Below are 18,356 nucleotides of genomic sequence, written 5' to 3'. Positions count from 1 at the left end.
ACTGGCAATGAAGCATCCAATTGCCAGTTGAATAACATAAAAGAAAAGGTGTCGATTATGAAAATTGAACATGTAGCAATTTGGGTGAATGATTTAGAAAGAATGCGTGATTTTTATAAACAGTACTTCGGTGGTGAAGAAAATAGCTTATATCACAATCCGAAAAAGCAGTTTGAATCTTATTTCATAACTTTTGAAGGCGGTGCGCGTCTAGAACTTATGAAGCAGGTAGGGATAGACGAGAAAGTACAAACACAAACAATAGGATATGCGCATATTGCTTTTTCAGTAGATAGCAAAGAAAAAGTGAACGAATTAACTAATACATTAAGAGAAGCAGGATACCCAGTGCTAAACGGGCCGCGTACTACAGGGGATGGTTATTATGAAAGTGTAGTAAGTGATCCTGAAGGAAATCAGATTGAGATAACAATCTAACATTATATTTACTAATAATTGATAAAAAATAAAATTTTGTTGTTCCCCCAAATGTGTACGAGAAACCTATTATTTCTGCAGAAAGGGGGACATAACGTTGAGTGAAATCATTTTTATTTTCTGTATATATCCATTGCTTGTTTGTATTGTTTCAATAGCTGGAGCATATAAAGTAGGTACATTTTATGTGATGCCAATAGTAACATTTCTTATTTTTCTTATGTTAAATGTTACAGTGCACGATCCAGCATTTTTCTTTTGGGTGGGCATGTATACTATTCTTTCATTTATTGTTTCTTATATAACTATCCTTTTTATAAAGGGATATAAAGTTGTAAAAAGAGAGCGTTAATATCATTTTGGGGAAATAGGGATTTACGGTGAATGACAACAACCTCATTTCACGTTGTAATGACGGGAAATGAGGTTGTTTGATTTCTATTTTTTATTGGAGTGATGAAAATCGCGAAGAATCTTCTCAATGACTGGATGAAGAGTACTAGGTAACTCATCAAGCGGAAAGAAACGTAATTCTTTTGACTCAGTTTTATCACATACAAGCTCCCCATGAAATTCTCGGCAAATATAAACAACGAGTACACCGTGTACTTGATCGCCATTTGGATAGATTTGAAAGAAATCTGGCCCTGAGTATGTACGGATTAGTTCTGGATTTTTAATAATAAGTCCAGTTTCTTCAAACACTTCTCGTTTTAAAGCATCTTCTAACGTTTCGTTATATTCTAAGGCACCGCCAATAATGCCCCAGCGGTTAAAATCTGTACGAAGCTGCAGCAATACTTCATCTTTTTCATTTAATATAATGGCGTGTGATCCTATTAAAATCAGTGGGTGATTTCCTACTAGATTTCTCATATCTTCAATATAACCCATAGTTGTCTCCTTATAGCTAATAATAATTTGGAAGTTCCTTTAACATTCTTTCTGTTTTACGTGCTGTAAAGGCTAAGTTATGGTCATCTTTCGTTCTGAAAAATAATGTGCGTAAAAAGGTTTTAATGTTGGCACATAAAATACAATACTCATTAAGCGAAAGGCGTTTTCTAATTTGAGGAAGCCTTTTTATTTTTTTATGAATAATAGAAATTAACTCGTTTTGAGGAAAATCATGATACAGCATTGCTAATAATGGAGTAACAATGCGTTCATCTTCGTTATTATGAAAAAGGTCAGATGGAATAAAGATTTTATTTAATAAGCAATGAATTAATTCTTCATACCATTCAAAGGTCGTATAAGAATTATGAACAATTTCAGTAAAGGCATCAGATACGTGGGCAAGACAATGAGCCCATCCTTTATTTTCGATATAGCTACGAAAATCCGTTTCTAAGTTTGTATATGTAATAAGTTTGTTTTTTATTTCCTCGATATCTTCCTCTGTAAAAAAGTAGTGTGAGTTAGCGAATTGGAGTATTAATGCGATTAACGAAACAGTGTAAGAACGTGTGAAAACCCCATCTGTATGTGGGGAGTAAATGTCACAATGTAAATACTCATCACTTAAACAAGTTTGCAACAGTAATTTCAGTTGATCGTCCATAAGGAATTCATGATGAATAAAATGTGCAAAACATTTATATATAAGTTGGTAACGAACGTAACTATCAGTCGTTCCGATATACTGAAGCATGTTCAAAGTTAACTCATTTACATCTATATGTTGTAGTTGCGTATAGTCATTTTGTTGTATAAGCTCTAACTGTTGTTGCAGCGCTGTAATATCCAATGGAGAACCTCCTCCGCACTTTAAAGATGCGATCTTTTCTAGTATTCTATATATTCAAGGACAATCCTGCTCATGCAAGGAGAACGATTACAAATTCGAGTATGATATAGATGAGGGAAGAATATGACGACGATAGAACAGTTAGAAAAACATTTTAAAATAAGAAGAAGTGCTTCTTCTGTCATGATAAAAGAAAATAATGCAGAAATTTTTACAGAAGAGCAATTAGAAGAGATGATGCAATATTGCGTTGCTGAAGCTGAAAAAGATGGATTAGAAAAACTACATTTTGAAATCTCTTCAAAAAGTCCAAATTATGATGTGTATAAAAAATGTTTTGAAACGTATTCATTTGAATATGTTACGGAAAACATGATTGTGTTTAAAGATATATACGAAGTAGAAGATGTAGAAAGTGAAGTTGATTTTAAGTTAATTGAAGAAGTAGGGGAAGAGGCTTTTTACACACTGTGGAATGAAGCGACGGGAGAACCAGTCGCTCATGATCAATTTGTACACATGATGCTACAAGAAATTGGTGAGCACTGGAAAGAACATTGTTTAACAGCGAGTGTAGGTGAAGAGCCGATAGGAGTTGTAATCCCACATATTGAAAGAGGTACGTTAGAAGAAGGGAAACTTATGCACTTCGCAGCTACTCCAAATATGCGTAACAAGGGATATGAAGCTGCACTATTTGCAGGTGCGATGTTTGTCTTAAAGGAAATAGGTGCATCTTATTATATTGGTGAGACAAATATACAAAATGAGTGGATGAAGGATGTTTTTGAAAAGAACGGATGTCAGTTGCTGAGTTGTACTGAGCGGTATGTGAGGGAGTTTTAAAGGATGAATAATGTACTCTCTCGAACTCATTTAGCGGGAGGTTAGGGCTCAAAAATAGTGTATATCTAATTATATGTATGAAATTTACTTAAAGTTTTTAATAGGCATTTTTATGAGTAAAATTACGTTATCAGTCATTACTATGACTGATAACGTAATGAAGAACATAGTTTAGATATTGAACCATGGAGAAAGGTACATAATACGAAGTATTTGTAGGGGAAAATTAGAAGTCATGCATTCATTATGTGAATCCACTGACATAAGTTTTCTTTCAGATAACCTAAATACCTCCAACACAATACGCTTATCTATCCAATTGGCAGGATTCGAAAAAAACTATCGAAAGTTTTTTGAAAGGAGTGAGTATCCATGTATTACTTTTTAGACATATTTGTTCGTGACGTAAGTTGGTATGTTTACTGGGAAGCGATCCTTATCGGTGTTTTAGTTGCTACATCCCTTTACTTTTTCACAAAAAACAAGTGGGGTTCTCTCTTTCTTGGAATCCCGATAAGTGCCGCTTACCTTTCATTTGTTCATCACTATTCGTATCATTTGATTCTGATTAGTATCCATGTTGCTTTGCAATATCTAGTGCTGACCATGATAGAAGAGTGTACACTTCGTAAAAAGAAACGTAGCGGCTAACGTTATCATCCTATGTATTTCTAAACATCATTCATACTCCAGACGGGTAACTTCCTTTGAAAATGGTAAATATTCTATTTTACACATGTAATAATCCTCTTCTATGTCTGGGAGTTCTAATTGATCTGCTACTAAGAACAAATCATCAATTTCAATGTCTACTCTTGAAGATTTATAGTGGTTTTCATTTACAGTGATATAGCATTCACCTTCTACCTTACTAACATTTCCTTTTAGATAATAATTTAATTCCAGAAGAGTAGAAGCTAACAAATAAACTGAAGAGATAACGAAAATAGACAGAACTACTATCCCTTGCCAGAATCCCCTCTTCTTTCGCTTTCTATTCTTTTTATAAAAAACAACCAATCCCACAATGAATGCAATCAGTAGTGCAGAACACAAAAAAATATCTAGTATAAAATAATCTCGAATGATGTTTCACCCCTTTTTTAATTTTACTATATAATATTTTCATTACGAATAATATATTATATCTCAACTTTATTGGATATCTTATTTTTTAATGTTACCACCTTTTACCTTACAGATCTTTCCCTGTTATTTTTTCCGCCAATAAGTACCGTGGAGAATTCTACAGTTCCCCTTATATAATTAGATATAAAATATGTAAAGGTGTGAAAGGGTATGGAGAAACACGAAGGAATCAAAGATATTTCAAATGAAATTACCGAACACACTCGCCCTACTCTACAAGAGTATTTTAATATGTTTATTCATATCAAATATGCGGAAGGACGCGGGCCCCGTACCATACAGCAATATCAAGAGAACTGGCGATCTTTCCTTGAATACTTAACGGAAAAGAACAAATCGCATACGTATTTCGAGGGAATCCATGTACAAATTTTGAACAAGTAAAAGAACTTTTTGCCTGTTTGTAAGATAAAAAGAAAAATGAGAACGACAAAGTAGATATTCCTATAATAAAATAGAGTAAGATTTGACTATAAGAGAAAGCGTTGGTGAAAGAATGGAGCAGCAAAGAAATTGGTTACAAGCAACTGTAGAAAGAATTGAAGATAATACGTTACAAATAAAATGGGAAAATAATATAGAAGAAGTTCGTATTTATTGGAGTACTTCACCAGAACATATTGAAGAAACTGGAGAATTACTTGCAACGGTAAATGGAGAATTATCATATACAATTGAAAACCCGAGTGAAAATGAACGTCCATATTTTAGATTAGTAGGAAGTAATGGACAAGCAGTAACAGTAGCTGAGCGTAGACTGCCATTACAAGGCGCGTTTAACTTCCGTGATATGGGAGGATATGAAACGACAGAAGGCCGTAAAGTGAAATGGGGCAAATTATACCGTTCTGAAGAATTAGCAGGACTAACAGAATGGGATATTGCGTATTTACAAAAGTCTGGTTTAAAGTTAATTTGTGATTACCGTACAGACTTTGAAGTGAAGCATAAGCCGAATCCAGAAATTACGGGTGCTCGTCAAGTGTGCTTACCAGTTATGCAAGACTTAGCGAAAGACTTAAATATAAATGAGTTTTTCCAAGTTGGTGACCTTTCTATGTTAGGAAAACCAGGTGAGTATCTTGTGAAAATGAATCAAGATTTCGTAAGTGGCAACGAGGCATTCGTGAGCTTCTTAAACTTAGCGCAAAACCCGGAAAACTTACCGTTAGTAAACCACTGCACAGCTGGAAAAGATCGTACTGGATTTGGTTCAGCGCTTTTATTACTTTTACTAGGTGTACCGGAAAAAACAGTAATGGAAGATTACTTATTAAGTAACGGATTCCGTGAAAAGCTAAATGAAAAAATGATGGCTTTTTTAGGTGCGAAATTACAAAATGATGAGAGCAGAGCAATATTAGGTGCAATGTTTGAAGCGCGCGCCGAATATTTACAAGCTGCGATTGATGGAATCCAAAAGCAATACGGATCAGTTGAAGCATACGCCGAAAAAGCTCTTGGCTTTACGAAAGATTCGTTAGAAGAAATGAAAGTGTTATTGCTGGAAGATTAATAATGAGAAGGAGGCTGATTTGGATTAGCCTCCTTTTACTATTGTTGTTATAATTAAGCTATGAGAATATAGGAGTTGAGGAAAACATCATGAAATACAAAGTAATACTATTCGACGTAGACGATACATTATTAGATTTCCCTGAAACGGAAAGGAATGCATTACACAATGCGTTTGTACAGTTCGGCATGCCTACAGGGTATAATGATTATCTTGCAAGTTATAAAGAGATTAGTAATGGATTATGGAGAGATTTAGAAAATAAAATGATTACGCTAAGTGAATTAGCAGTAGATCGATTTAGACAATTATTTGCACTTCATAATATAGACGTAGATGCGCAGCAATTTAGCGATGTATATCTTGAAAACTTAGGGAAAGAAGTACATCTTATAGAAGGTGCTGTGCAATTATGTGAAAATCTACAAGATTGCAAGCTAGGTATTATTACGAATGGATATACGAAGGTGCAACAATCAAGAATCGGAAATTCGCCTTTATGTAATTTCTTTGATCATATTATTATTTCTGAAGAAGTTGGTCATCAAAAGCCAGCACGTGAGATTTTTGATTATGCATTTGAGAAATTTGGAATTACGGATAAATCAAGTGTACTTATGGTTGGAGATTCGTTAACTTCTGATATGAAAGGCGGAGAAGACTACGGCATTGATACATGTTGGTATAATCCGAGTTTGAAAGAAAATAGGGCAGAAGTTAAGCCGACTTATGAAGTGGAGAGTCTTCTGCAAATTTTAGAAATTGTGGGAGTGGTTCAAGAAAAGGCAGCCTCATTTTAATTGTGTTGAAATTTGATGAATCGTCGATATAATTTCATATACTAAGATATGGAACAAAAAAGATGGCACCAAGTCAAAACAATTTTACTGAAGAAAACAGAAATAAAATCAGAACCATTTAAACAAGCTGGAATTAAAATTGAAGGTTAATGTGGAGAAGGTTTTGGAAAACAGAAATAACACGAAATAATATTTTAAGCAGTTTGTAATGACAAATTACAAACTGCTTAAAAATAAAAAAAGATTGCCTCTTAGGATATGAGCAATCTTTTTTATTTTGTTAGGAGATGAAATGTATATTTTTGTACCCTATCTCCATCAAGTAAAAAATGTTTGTTCCCTAATAATGAAAAAAATGAATTTAATTTTCATAAATAACTGTAAAGTGGTAAAAATTTCGTTTTGGAAGTAATTCGAAATTTTAAGTTAATGGGCATAGGTTGGAACCATTTCCTTGTTTAGACTGGATATCCGCCTGTTGGTGGTGGCCAAGCACTAAATAATCTGCGGATCAGCACAATTTCTCCTAAATGGTAGGAGTTGTGAGATGCAATATTTCGTAGAACACCGCCAGTGGTTTCACCAGGCCATTCCTCCAATATTTTGTCCAATTGAACAGTTTGGGCAATCGTGCATGCCTGTTCAATCCCTTGAAGAAAATACTGAATAATCTGTTGCCACTCTTCTTCACTGGCAGGACATTCTTCTTCAGGCCAGCTCTCTTTTACATGGGCGGGCAATGCAGGCTTCTTCCCCTGGGCGGATAATAAGAGAAAATCTTGCCAGTAGGTCATGTGTTTTACTAATTGATAAATAGAATAAGGTAGTTCCTCTCTGCGTTTTCCCGCAAGCACCATGTCTATATCCGACAAAGCATTTTTGATGGGAAGATGTCCTCGTTCTCCTCTTAACGATTTTACTAATGCTAGGCTAAATGCCTTATTTGATTGATCCATAATAATTGACTCCCATCCTGTTTTATTTTCTAATTTGCTGATTTTAAGGTTCCGTCTCTTTTATATGTACTAAATAAATTATAGAAGATTTACGACTATTAAGAGAAAGTAAAATAAGGAAAAAATAACAAGAATCACTTACTTCTTAACGCACAGGAAATTGTTGTTTTTTATTTGAATAGTACCTTAATATACAATTGTAGTAACAGATAAATCAAAGGTTCGAATAACAATATCCAGGTCTGCGATAATGTCAGCCACTTTTGATTTTAGCTATTCCAATCCCTACTGAATTTTGTCCAATTGATTTTATTGTGAATGAACTATGAGTTGATTATAATGGTTAGAGTGAACTCTAAGTCAAGAAAAAATAATAAAAGGATAGTTATTCTATTATGAGGGAGTTCGTAAAGCGAAAATAGTGTTTCTATACTAAGGTCATTTACGTGTTATAATACATAAATTAAATGTGTATATATACATAGTTTCTCAGAGTGCTGCAATGTTAGGTATGAACTGTGTAACAACTAGAGGTGAATAAAGAATGTTAAAGTTTTTATTTGAGTTAGACAAGGCTATTCCGCAGAAGGATGAGCCAAAGTATGATGCTTATACAAAGGGCTTTATTGAAGGGGAATTAACGATTCTCGCGAGTGACAGCGTACTTTTTCAGAAGTCATGTATGAAGGTTGCGGAGCTGGGCATTTATTTAGGTCAGTGGATGGAACAAGTTCAACACGGGCAAAACGTGCCTATGAAATATGAAACGGCTGACCGTGAAGAGGTCATTCTTGGCTTCTTCTATGAAGAGGATCATAACCAATGGAATGTTTCTTCCAGCTGGCAAGAATTTGAACTTCAAGAGCGTATCTCTACTGAAACATTAGTAGAGAGCGTTCAATGCTATTTATATGAGCTAAATAAGGAACTGCGTGCGATAGAATATCCTGTGACGTTTGATCAGTACTTAAGAGGAGAGCGAATGATGCAGATTTCTTACAAACGACCGTGTGATAGCAAAGCAGATACGACGCCGATAGAGGTTTATAATGGAAGCGAGCAAGTAGGCGTAGTAAGGGGCTATTATAAAAATACGCTGATGAGAGTGCTGGATTTTATTCCGAAAATTGGTAGTAATATCATTTATGAAATAAAGGATATTAAGAAAAATATTCGCGTCATTGCAAAGGATGTAAGTAGGCAGCGCCAAAGAAAGATTTTAGTAACGTACATCGATAATAATGATGCAGAGCATGAAATACTTGTATGTGACGGAAAGTTATTGGATGCAAATTTCTTATTTACCTTTACATATAAGAGAGAAGAATTTGTTGTTCACAAAACTACAATTGGGCTTGGAAAGTTATTACGAAACGGCTATGTAACTGCAGATTGGAATATTCGTCTTGAGGAAGATATGTATTACATTGAGATGAATCTATATGATGAGGATTATATAGACGATCAATATTTACTGTTAGGCGTATTTCATGCGGTTTTGTATGGATGATAAATGAGAAATACCGGTATTCTTCATAGGAAGGATGCCGGTATTTTTACGTGGTTCTGGTGATTTTGTACCCTTAATTAATCCTCAAAAATAAAAATCTCATCAATCGTACTATGAAGTGCCTTCGCTATATCGTGAGCGAGTTGCAATGAAGGATTATACTTACCTTTTTCAAGGTGGCTAATTGTTTCACGGCGTACACCAATGCTCTTTGCTAAATCTTCTTGTGTCATGTTCAATTTGGCGCGGTATTCTTTTATCCTCGTTACGAACGCCATGGTGCATCTTCCATTTCATCAACAGGTTTATCATAAAAGAACATAGAAAAACCGAACGTAAGAATGAGTGTACCGAAAATAAGAGCGATATCAATTTCTTGTAGCGCCGGGTTTGGAAATAACATTTCAATAAACATAATGATTGCGGTAGTTAGTAACGTAACGATAAATGCATTGCGGCACGATTTATTGACAATTTGTTCAAACAGTTCATCGTGTTGAACTGTTCTATACGATGTGAAAAAGGAGAAGAAACAGAACATAGTAAACAATCCTTTTTCATAAAAAAATCCGAGGAAACCGAAGAAACCGAGAAATCCTAAATATTTTATCCAAGTTGTTTTCATGATAGGTCCTCCTTACGTTGTTAGAAATAAGTCACGTTATGTTACAAATATATCACAATTGGATAGGAATGGTAATAATAGTTTTCCAGTTTGCTTCATAATAATAGTAAAAAGAGGAAATATGCTGCGAAATAAAGAGGATAATATTGTAAAATGGTTGTAAGGAGGGGGAGGAAGAAATGCTAACTTGGATCATGATCGTTGTATTACTTGTAGTGATTACTGTCATTGCGACGGTGTTAATTGGGCGGAATGGTGATGCAAATTATAGCAAAGCGACAAAGGGGAATATTAAACGATTAACAATGATTTATATTATACTAGCTGTCGTTTTAGTTGTTGGATTAGGGGTGTATATTTATTTTAAAGGTTAAATAAACTGAAAAATGTAAAAATCTTAAAATAGAAGTATGCTATAATATCAATATAGTTATTTGGTAATTAAGGAAAGGATTGGATGGAATGATTGAAATTACGAATGTGTCAAAAAGTTATAATGGGTCTACCTATGCAGTAAAAGATTTAAGTTTATCTGTACCTAGCGGCGAAATCTTTGGATTTTTAGGACCGAATGGTGCGGGTAAATCAACGACAATTAAGATGATTACTGGTATTCACGGAGTGGACAAAGGGACTATTACGATTAACGGAAAAAATATTATGGAAGAGCCGATGGAAGCGAAGAAGACGTTTGGTTATGTGCCGGATAGTCCAGATATGTTTTTACGTTTAAAAGGAATTGAATATTTAAACTTTATGGCTGATATGTATGAAGTGCCGAAAGAAGTAAGACAAGAACGAATAGAGTCTTTAGCGAAGAAGTTTGATCTTTATAATGCATTATCTGATCAAATTCAAAGTTATTCGCACGGTATGAGACAAAAAATCGTTATTATTGGTGTGCTCGTGCATGAGCCAGATGTATGGATTTTAGATGAACCGTTAACAGGGCTTGATCCGAAATCTGCATATATTTTAAAAGAAATGATGAGAGAACATGCGGATAAAGGAAAGATTGTATTTTTCTCTACACACGTATTAGAAGTAGCGGAAAAAATATGTGACCGGGTTGCTATTATTAATAAGGGGAATTTGCAGTTTAAAGGAAATTTAGATGAAATGAGAGATCATTTTAAATCCAATGAATCACTTGAAAAAATGTTCTTGGAGATGACGGGCAATGAGTAAAATTTGGACGTTAACGAAGGTACTATTAAAGTTAAATTACGCAGATTTTATAGCAGATAAGAAGAAGCGATGGGCGTATTTATTTTCATTTGCAGCTATTTTATTTGTTGGATTTTTAATATTTGGTTCGATGACGCACGGAATGTATGAAGGTCTGAAACAATTAGGGCAAGGGCCGGGAATGATTATTGCAATGGGACTTGCGATTGCGAGTATATGGGTATTTTTAATGAGTATAACGAACATTTTAACTGTATTTTACTACAGCAATGATATTGAAATGTTACTGCCGTTACCATTAAAACCAGCGCAAATTATTTCGGCAAAATTTTTAACGGTATTAATTACACAATACGTAATGAGTTCATTTATTTTATTACCAATCTTCATTACGTACGGTTTAAAAAGTGGCGCATTTATTACATATTACATATATATGATTTTTATTTACTTACTCTTCCCAATCGTGCCGTTAGTATTAGCTTCGTTACTGATGACAATTATTATGAGGTATACAAATATAGCGAAAAATAAAGATCGAGGAAATATATTTATTGGAATCGTAAGTATATTATTTATTGTAGGAATTAACGTATTTATGCAGTGGAGAAATAAAAGTGCGTTTTCTGGTGATGGGGCTGCGGAATACCTTGTAAATAATCAATCTTCTCTTTTAGTACAAATGACAAATTATTTTCCAACTACATATTTTGGAGCAGTGGCATTAGTAGAAAATGCAAATTGGAAGGGACCTTTATATGTAATAATCTTTGCAGTTATTTCATTTGTCTTCTTTGTGTTGTTTTATTACGTTGCAGAGCGTACATATTTAAAAGGGGTTATTGGACTTTCAACGAGTACAGCAAAGAAACAAGTTATTTCGGCGGAAGGTTTACAGAAATCAACAGTACAAAGTTCGCATTTAAAAGCGTATGTGAAAAAAGAATTTAAAACGTTATTCCGTACACCACAATTTTTCTTAAATTGTATTGTACAAACTTTCGTTATGCCAATTATGTTGTTCTTTATTTTATTTGTGCAAGATGGAAATTTAAAGTTTATTACAGAGTATATTAACAATCCAGAGACAACAGGATTCGCAATTGGTGTTGGTCTTTGTGCATCGTTATTTTTAATGGGTAGTAACGTCATTGCAACAACGTCATTTTCGCGAGATGGAAGCTCTTGGTTTGTGAATCGTTACTTACCAGTAAAGGCTTCGGATATCTTTTTTGCGAAAGCAATCACTGCTTGGTTAATTAATGTAATCATTTTAGCAGTATTCGGTATTACGATGGCAGTTGTAGCTAGGATTTCTCCTGTTTTCATGTTACTGTGGTTTTTACTAAGTGCGAACGGGTTATTGTTAATTAATTTAATCGGTACACGCTGGGATGCACAAACTGCAGATATACATTGGGATACAGAACAGAAATTATTTAAAAGCCGATATACAACATTGTGGAATTTTTTAGCTAATATTTTAATAGCTTTAATTATTGTAGCGGGAGTAAGTGTATTATACTTCTTCCTTCATGTCGGACTGTGGGTTATGTTTATCGTTTTATTTGTAATGTTTACGATTGTAAATTATATCTTTATTAAAATATTAAAATTAGGTGCTGAACGTATACTGTCAAATATTCAATAAGAAGATAGATCCTCTGTATTCATGCAGAGGATCTGTGTATAGATGGAGGAGAAAAAGGTGAAGAAAATAGCAATTGTAACAGGGGCAACTCGTCTGAATGGAATTGGTGCAGCTGTATGCAAGGTGCTTGCTCAAAAGGGGATAGACATTTTTTTCACGTACTGGCCAAAGTATGATAAAGCGATGCCATGGGGAATGAGTGATCAAGAACCCTTTTTGCTGAAAAAGGAAATTGAAAGTTACGATGTGCGATGTGAAATGGCAGAAATCAATTTATCGCAGTCTTATTCGCCAAATCGTTTGTTTTATATGGTATCAGAACGGTTAGGTGATCCATCTATTCTAATTAATAATGCAGTGTATTCTACTCATACGAGAATTGAGGAATTAGATGTAGAGCAGTTGGATAAACATTATACAGTTAATGTTCGGGCTACTATGTTATTAAGTTCATTGTTTATAAAACATTATTCACTTAAAACGAGCGGGAGTATTATTAATCTTACTTCAGGGCAGTCAGTAGGTCCAATGCCAGATGAACTAGCATATGCAGCAACGAAGGGAGCAATTGAAGCATTTACAAAGTCAGTAGCACCAGTAGCGATGGAGAAGGGGATTACTGTTAATGCCGTTGATCCAGGACCAACAAATACAGGGTGGATTACAGAAGAATTAAAACATTATTTAGTGTGGAAATTCCCGCAAGGTAGAGTTGGAGAAACAATGGATGCTGCGCGCTTAATTTCTTTTTTAGTAAGTGAAGAAGCGAAATGGGTTACTGGGCAAGTCATTCACTCGAATGGTGGTTATTCATAAAAATATTATGTTAACAAATATTGAGAAACAAAAAACGAAAGAAAATTTCATTTTTTTTTATAAATAAAATGTCAAGAAAGATAAAAATTTGATAGAAGAGTATATCGTCATATGAAGATAGTAATTCTTAATGTGACAATATACTCTTTTTCTTTTACTGGCGAGCAGAAAAATGAAGTAGAAGAAACTCGAATATTAAAATGAGCTTATCGGTTTTTGTCCGTATTATTATGAAGATTACTGTCGGAAAGATGATAATTCGTGTGAAAAGGGATTTTTTAAGGGGAAATCGAATCGTAAAGGGGAGGATAAATTATGTAAAACATAGGGGGATTTATATGAAATTAAAAAAGGTCGCTATCGCATCGATAACAATTGGTACAATGCTTACTATGGCAGCTTGTAGTCCTTCAGCAGATAAAGAAACGGAAAAGAAAGAGCAAGTAACTGCGCAAAATGATGGAGAAGCAAAAACGACAAGTGCAGATGAAGCGTCAAAAACAACGAAAGATACTGAAAAAGAAACAAATACTTCTTCAAATGAAAAAACAGATAAGGATGCAAAAAATACGAAAGAATCATCAGGGACAGAAAGTAACGGCAAAACGTCAACTCAAAACGAAAATGTAAAAACAAAAGAAAAAGAGACGACAGGAAAAACGAATGATCAAACGACTAGCGGGAAAACAACAGATCAAAGCACAAGTACAAGCACAAACAATAACGGAAAGACAACGAAAGATCCGAAGAAAAGTGTTGCTGTGAAAACGAATGTTAAAGAAGTTGTAGCATTAATTGATAGTTTGGACAAGCAGTTAGCTGCTAATCCGAAATTGGAAACAGTGAATAAGCTTGGCAAACAAATTAATGAAAAGTGGGATGTGATTGAAAAAGAGCTAGAGGCATCACATCCGACGGATTCTAAAACAATCGGTCAAAGTATGTATCCGTTAATTGTAGGAGCGGAGAAAGAAAAAATCGATATTAATAAAATGAAATCTTTAACGACGAAAACGAAAAAAGATTTAAATCAGTTATTGACGAAACTTTCGTAGTTTCAAAAGCCTACTCGTGTGAGTAGGCCTTTTTTGGTTGTTGTAATGTGCACAGTATAACTTATTTATTTTCATTTTCAATTACGATGCGAAAGGAACTGAATACTTGTTGACTGACATAATCTTCTTCGCTAACTTTAAAAGGAAATGGAAAAGCGACGAGTTGAAAATTACTTTCCTGATTCACTGAAGGCAATGTGAAATTAAAGATTTGTCTCGTTTCAGGTGCAACCTTAGTATAAACGACTTTTCTATTGTTAAATATTTCAACTTGTTTCCAATCTTTAAAAGCCACGATTGCGTAAGTCATTTCATCTTTTGTTTCATTACCGTTTGATAGGGTTAATTGCTTGCCTTCCTTTTCAAAGAAGACAGTTTGTAAGTTCTCTTCACGGTTCGTAACAAATAATGGTTCGTAAAGACCATCTTTTAAAATAGCATCTGGATCTATAAGGGAGAGTTTTATTTTTTCGCTTTCTTTCTGAGGAGGATGCATTGAGTATCGCATACTTAGAATATCTTCTAAAATGGCTGCTTTATTTAAGTTATTATCTTTTAATTTGTATTCAGGTTTTTTAATTATTAAAAAGGTTAATTCACTTGCATTAGGAGAAATGTGTAAAGAGATTTTCGTAGTAATTGAACTGTTTGGTTTCATATCAAAAAAATAGTGTGATATTTCATTAGTAGTATCTTCTATTTTAAAAGGTTTTTGTTCGTAATTTTCTAGAACAATTAATCCATATTTTCGGTTTTCGTTAATAGTATGTACGAATGATAATGATACATTAATTTTATTATCCTCACTAGTAATTGTACTACCGTTGTTAATATGTTGGCCTTGATTATCCTTCAATCCGTAAGAAATAGTATTGGTTTGTTGCTCTCTCTTATTTTCTTTAGAAGGTGTATGAGGTTGTATGATTGAAGTATTGAACAAAATATAAATTGTAAGTAATGAAATAAGTAAAACACCGATAATAATATATATTTGTTTCATAAATAGCACCTCAATATATGTAAAGTATTAGAGAAAAAAGATATGCAAGATGCATATCTTTTTTCTCTTTCTTACCAGAAGGCTTTTGTTTCGTGATTCACATCATTATAACCACTTAATTTATAGGTGTGATTACCGATAGCGTAATCATCTCCATAATAAACGCTTGTGTTGGTCGCTGTAGCACTGACAAAGGATGATTTTTTTGCACTATTACTTTTCGTATTTACTAATGAGCCATCGCCATTGAAAGTTCTTGCTTTTGCATAAACATAGTCTTCGGTCGTAGTTGATTTCGATTTCGCAACTGCATATGGGTTACCAAAAAAGGGAGTATATACGCTAATGTTAGAGTCATTCTTAGGTGCAGCTGCAACAGTCAAACTAGGAACACTAGATGTTTTTGTTGATTGAATTGTATCAAAGTCAACTAAAACGGGCTGCTTGTCTACAGTATCGACCTCTGAAGCACTTGCGTTATTAGTAAAACCAAAACCTAAAACCGCTAACCCTAAAGTTGTCACCGATAAAGATTTTTTCATATTCACTAATTTTCCCACCTTTTTAAATTTTTGAGTTCGAACTCAATTCATACAATATATGAAAATTTCGAAACTCTCAATGGTTTATCCCATACTTAACTTTTCTTTTACTTTCGATTCAACATGTCTTCATTTGCAAAAAAGCGAATATATCTTCTAATGCTTAGCCAGCAAGGGATACAGGTTTAACTTTATGAAATTCGTGTAAATTTAAATCTATTCATGTCATTATCTCTGTTATTTTTAAGTTCATATGGGAAACTTATTAAAAAAAGGATGGTGACAAAAATGACAATCGATCGAATTTGTACAATTGGACCCGCAAGTAATAATAAAGAAACGTTAGCACAGTTAATAAAGAATGGTATGAAAATTGTTCGACTGAATTTATCGCATGGCACGCATGAAAGTCATAAAGACATCATTCGTTTAGTGAAATCATTAGATGACTCTATTAAATTTTTGGGTGATGTACAAGGTCCTAAAATAAGATTGGGTGAAGTGAAGGGAGAGCAAATTACACTTCAGGCAGGAGATTCTTTTATTTTACATACAAAACCAGTTACAGGGAGTAATACAGAAGCAAGTGTTGATTATGAAGGAATTGCGAATGATGTGAAAGTAGACAGTAGAATTTTGATTAATGATGGAGAAGTTGAATTAATTGTTGAAAAGATAAGTACGGACAAAATAGAAACAAAGGTTAAAACAGGTGGCAATATCTCATCTCATAAAGGAGTTAATTTACCAGGTGCGGTTGTTCGTTTACCAGCTATTACAGAGAAAGATAAAAAGATATTCAGTTTCTTTTAGAAGAGAATGTTGATTTTATCGCATGTTCTTTCGTAAGAAAACCTAGTCATATAAAAGAAATACGAGATTTTATACAACAGTATAAAGAAACGTCACCTAATTTAATTGCAAAAATAGAAACGATGGAAGCAATCGAGAATTTTCAAGATATATGTAAAGCAGCAGATGGAATTATGATTGCAAGGGGCGATTTAGGAGTAGAGTTACCATATCAATGCATTCCGCTTTTACAGAAAATGATGATTCAGGAATGTAATCGAACAAATACATATGTCATTACAGCAACACAAATGCTTCAATCTATGGTAGATCATTCTATTCCAACAAGAGCAGAGGTGACTGATGTGTTTCAAGCTGTACTGGACGGGACGAATGCAGTTATGCTTTCAGCTGAAAGTGCATCAGGAGAACATCCAATCGAAAGTGTGAGAACATTACGTCTCGTTTCAGAATTTGCGGAGCATGTTAAAAAAGATGGACCTTTTGCGATGAAAGATGTACTGGAGTTACTGCATAAATCACTGAATGAGTGATGAATAAAAAAAGAGGGTGGATATGCATCCCCCTCGTGTTTACTCTTGTTCTTGTTCATCTAAAATCTTATCAAAAGCAGCAGATACTTTATCAAACTCTTCATCATTTTCAATGTATGAAAACTCATTATCTTCTTCTACTTTTAAAAAGAAAATATCAATGTCTTCCTCAGTTTCTGTTTGGATATCTTCAACAAAGGCAACTGCAATATACTCTGCGCCTTCGACATCCATCGCTCCAAGTACTTCTACTTCTTGCTCTTCGTTATTCTCATCACTAAGAGTAAACACTTCGCCAACTTCAATATCAGACATATTCATTCTCCTCCTGTTCGACTCTAAAAATAGAGCACTCAAACTGTATACATACTAACATATCTTTCCATGAAAAACCAAATTCATACGTAAGAAAACAACTGATTCTTCTTTAGTATGAGTATACAGCTATTAGGAGCATTATTTGTCTGTGCTATATTACTTAATCCATTCAACAATTGTATCCATAGTCTGTCTTGTTTTATCACGCTTTGGCTCTTCTTTACGGTAACCAAAGGCAACCATAACTGATACTTCAAGATTATCACCTTGTATAATGCCTTCTTGACGAAGTAAAGAATCTACTTCCTCTTTATCAAACCCTTCTATTGGACAAGAATCAATACCGATTTGAGCTGCGCTCGTCATCATATTACCTAAAGCAATATAAGTTTGTTTAGATGCCCAATCAAATACAGCACGATCGGATTGTAATAAGTTAAAATCTGATTCCTGGAACTTTTTGAAGAATTCATATCTAATTTTTTGAGTGTCTTCAGGCAATCCAATAATATCGTTCATCATATATTTAATATACTCTGCATCATAGTGCATATCTTTAATGTTTCTTGAAAGAACAATGACGAAGTGGCTTGCTGTTGCAAGTTGCCCACCAGCGCCCCATGAATACGGTTGTAGTTTTTCTCTTAATTCTTTATTTTGTACGACAATAAATTTCCAAGGCTCATATCCAAAAGAAGAAGGGGATAGTCTTCCTGTTTCTAAAATGAATTTGAAGTCCTCTTCTGAAATTTTGTGCATAGGATCGAACTCTTTACATGCATGTCTGAAATGAAAAGCCTCCATAATTTTTTCTTTTGTAATTTGGTTTGTATTTGTCATAAAAGTTCCT

The 18,356-nt window shown here is 34.0% G+C and carries 22 protein-coding genes and 1 pseudogene; 13 read left to right on the top strand and 10 right to left on the bottom strand.

Going from position 1 to position 18,356, the window contains the following annotated elements:
* Positions 1 to 57: 57 nt before the first annotated feature.
* Positions 58 to 438 (top strand): VOC family protein, encoded by a 381-nt coding sequence (locus RT27_RS16485; protein ID WP_016080898.1) that lies wholly within the window; start codon positions 58 to 60, stop codon positions 436 to 438.
* A 97-nt stretch (positions 439 to 535) separates the two neighbouring features.
* Positions 536 to 790, top strand: a complete 255-nt coding sequence (locus tag RT27_RS16480) for a YbeF family protein (protein ID WP_001289515.1) — start codon at positions 536 to 538, stop codon at positions 788 to 790.
* A gap of 86 nt (positions 791 to 876) precedes the next feature.
* Here the strand turns inward: RT27_RS16480 and RT27_RS16475 are convergent, their stop codons facing one another.
* Both RT27_RS16475 and RT27_RS16470 read right to left on the bottom strand, forming a co-directional pair.
* Complete coding sequence (locus RT27_RS16475; protein ID WP_016080899.1) at positions 877 to 1,332, bottom strand: NUDIX hydrolase; 456 nt, start codon at positions 1,330 to 1,332, stop codon at positions 877 to 879.
* A 16-nt stretch (positions 1,333 to 1,348) separates the two neighbouring features.
* A complete protein-coding gene (locus RT27_RS16470; RefSeq protein ID WP_016080900.1) occupies positions 1,349 to 2,188 on the bottom strand; it encodes a DUF2785 domain-containing protein in 840 nt (279 codons plus the stop codon).
* A 123-nt stretch (positions 2,189 to 2,311) separates the two neighbouring features.
* Between RT27_RS16470 and RT27_RS16465 the strand changes: the two genes are divergently transcribed.
* Positions 2,312 to 3,034 carry a GNAT family N-acetyltransferase gene (locus tag RT27_RS16465; RefSeq protein ID WP_016080901.1) on the top strand — a complete coding sequence of 241 codons (723 nt, stop codon included), beginning with the start codon at positions 2,312 to 2,314 and terminating at the stop codon, positions 3,032 to 3,034.
* 678 nt (positions 3,035 to 3,712) lie between these two features.
* Here RT27_RS16465 and RT27_RS16455 read toward each other — a convergent pair.
* Positions 3,713 to 4,060 carry a hypothetical protein gene (locus RT27_RS16455; RefSeq protein ID WP_225321830.1) on the bottom strand — a complete coding sequence of 116 codons (348 nt, stop codon included), beginning with the start codon at positions 4,058 to 4,060 and terminating at the stop codon, positions 3,713 to 3,715.
* A gap of 273 nt (positions 4,061 to 4,333) precedes the next feature.
* Between RT27_RS16455 and RT27_RS16450 the strand changes: the two genes are divergently transcribed.
* The 3 genes from RT27_RS16450 to RT27_RS16440 all read left to right on the top strand — a co-directional run bounded on the left by RT27_RS16450 (position 4,334) and on the right by RT27_RS16440 (position 6,499).
* Positions 4,334 to 4,567, top strand: coding sequence for a hypothetical protein (locus RT27_RS16450; protein ID WP_043936675.1), 234 nt, complete (start codon positions 4,334 to 4,336; stop codon positions 4,565 to 4,567).
* A gap of 112 nt (positions 4,568 to 4,679) precedes the next feature.
* Positions 4,680 to 5,699, top strand: coding sequence for a tyrosine-protein phosphatase (locus tag RT27_RS16445; protein ID WP_043936674.1), 1,020 nt, complete (start codon positions 4,680 to 4,682; stop codon positions 5,697 to 5,699).
* 89 nt (positions 5,700 to 5,788) lie between these two features.
* Positions 5,789 to 6,499 (top strand): YjjG family noncanonical pyrimidine nucleotidase, encoded by a 711-nt coding sequence (locus RT27_RS16440; protein ID WP_043936673.1) that lies wholly within the window; start codon positions 5,789 to 5,791, stop codon positions 6,497 to 6,499.
* A gap of 458 nt (positions 6,500 to 6,957) precedes the next feature.
* Here RT27_RS16440 and RT27_RS16435 read toward each other — a convergent pair whose 3' ends face one another.
* Entirely contained in the window at positions 6,958 to 7,455 is a 498-nt protein-coding gene (locus tag RT27_RS16435) for a DinB family protein (RefSeq protein ID WP_016080905.1), read from the bottom strand.
* 544 nt (positions 7,456 to 7,999) lie between these two features.
* Between RT27_RS16435 and RT27_RS16430 the strand changes: the two genes are divergently transcribed.
* Positions 8,000 to 8,965, top strand: coding sequence for a hypothetical protein (locus RT27_RS16430; RefSeq protein WP_043936672.1), 966 nt, complete (start codon positions 8,000 to 8,002; stop codon positions 8,963 to 8,965).
* A gap of 77 nt (positions 8,966 to 9,042) precedes the next feature.
* Here the strand turns inward: RT27_RS16430 and RT27_RS16425 are convergent, their stop codons facing one another.
* Together RT27_RS16425 and RT27_RS16420 are read right to left on the bottom strand one after the other, a co-directional pair.
* The gene (locus RT27_RS16425) at positions 9,043 to 9,243 is read right to left on the bottom strand and encodes a helix-turn-helix transcriptional regulator (RefSeq protein WP_029442846.1); all 201 of its coding nucleotides are present in this window, start codon (positions 9,241 to 9,243) and stop codon (positions 9,043 to 9,045) included.
* Entirely contained in the window at positions 9,231 to 9,590 is a 360-nt protein-coding gene (locus tag RT27_RS16420) for a DUF3796 domain-containing protein (RefSeq protein WP_000859213.1), read from the bottom strand. Before RT27_RS16420 ends, RT27_RS16425 begins: the two co-directional genes overlap by 13 nt.
* 179 nt (positions 9,591 to 9,769) lie before the next feature.
* On the opposite strand from RT27_RS16420, the gene RT27_RS16415 reads away from it, so the two are divergent.
* The 5 genes from RT27_RS16415 (at position 9,770) to RT27_RS16395 (ending at position 14,300) form a co-directional block, all read left to right on the top strand.
* Positions 9,770 to 9,964 (top strand): hypothetical protein, encoded by a 195-nt coding sequence (locus RT27_RS16415; RefSeq protein WP_000958863.1) that lies wholly within the window; start codon positions 9,770 to 9,772, stop codon positions 9,962 to 9,964.
* Between the two features lie 88 nt (positions 9,965 to 10,052).
* The gene (locus RT27_RS16410; protein ID WP_000570204.1) at positions 10,053 to 10,778 is read left to right on the top strand and encodes an ABC transporter ATP-binding protein; all 726 of its coding nucleotides are present in this window, start codon (positions 10,053 to 10,055) and stop codon (positions 10,776 to 10,778) included.
* Positions 10,771 to 12,429, top strand: coding sequence for an ABC transporter permease (locus tag RT27_RS16405; RefSeq protein WP_043936671.1), 1,659 nt, complete (start codon positions 10,771 to 10,773; stop codon positions 12,427 to 12,429). Before RT27_RS16410 ends, RT27_RS16405 begins: the two co-directional genes overlap by 8 nt.
* Positions 12,430 to 12,486: 57 nt before the next feature.
* Positions 12,487 to 13,245 carry an SDR family oxidoreductase gene (locus RT27_RS16400; protein ID WP_016080909.1) on the top strand — a complete coding sequence of 253 codons (759 nt, stop codon included), beginning with the start codon at positions 12,487 to 12,489 and terminating at the stop codon, positions 13,243 to 13,245.
* Between the two features lie 338 nt (positions 13,246 to 13,583).
* Positions 13,584 to 14,300: a hypothetical protein gene (locus RT27_RS16395; RefSeq protein ID WP_029442843.1), complete on the top strand. Its 717-nt coding sequence runs from the start codon at positions 13,584 to 13,586 to the stop codon at positions 14,298 to 14,300.
* A 61-nt stretch (positions 14,301 to 14,361) separates the two neighbouring features.
* On the opposite strand, the gene RT27_RS16390 is transcribed toward RT27_RS16395, so the two are convergent.
* Together RT27_RS16390 and RT27_RS16385 are read right to left on the bottom strand one after the other, a co-directional pair.
* Positions 14,362 to 15,300 carry a hypothetical protein gene (locus RT27_RS16390; RefSeq protein WP_029442842.1) on the bottom strand — a complete coding sequence of 313 codons (939 nt, stop codon included), beginning with the start codon at positions 15,298 to 15,300 and terminating at the stop codon, positions 14,362 to 14,364.
* A 71-nt stretch (positions 15,301 to 15,371) separates the two neighbouring features.
* Positions 15,372 to 15,848: a hypothetical protein gene (locus tag RT27_RS16385; protein WP_001056356.1), complete on the bottom strand. Its 477-nt coding sequence runs from the start codon at positions 15,846 to 15,848 to the stop codon at positions 15,372 to 15,374.
* A gap of 282 nt (positions 15,849 to 16,130) precedes the next feature.
* Between RT27_RS16385 and RT27_RS16380 the strand changes: the two are divergent.
* Positions 16,131 to 17,188 (top strand): annotated as a pseudogene (locus RT27_RS16380) (pyruvate kinase).
* 39 nt (positions 17,189 to 17,227) lie between these two features.
* Here the strand turns inward: RT27_RS16380 and RT27_RS16375 are convergent.
* Positions 17,228 to 17,509, bottom strand: coding sequence for a DUF1292 domain-containing protein (locus RT27_RS16375; RefSeq protein WP_025118598.1), 282 nt, complete (start codon positions 17,507 to 17,509; stop codon positions 17,228 to 17,230).
* Positions 17,510 to 17,662: 153 nt separating this feature from the next.
* A complete protein-coding gene (locus RT27_RS16370; protein ID WP_029442840.1) occupies positions 17,663 to 18,346 on the bottom strand; it encodes an NAD(P)H-dependent oxidoreductase in 684 nt (227 codons plus the stop codon).
* Between the last annotated feature and the right edge of the window lie 10 nt (positions 18,347 to 18,356).

The sequence above is a fragment of the Bacillus sp. L_1B0_5 genome (genome assembly GCF_000836715.1).
Classification (GTDB): domain Bacteria; phylum Bacillota; class Bacilli; order Bacillales; family Bacillaceae_G; genus Bacillus_A; species Bacillus_A thuringiensis_S.
This window is presented reverse-complemented; position numbering and strand designations above follow the sequence as displayed.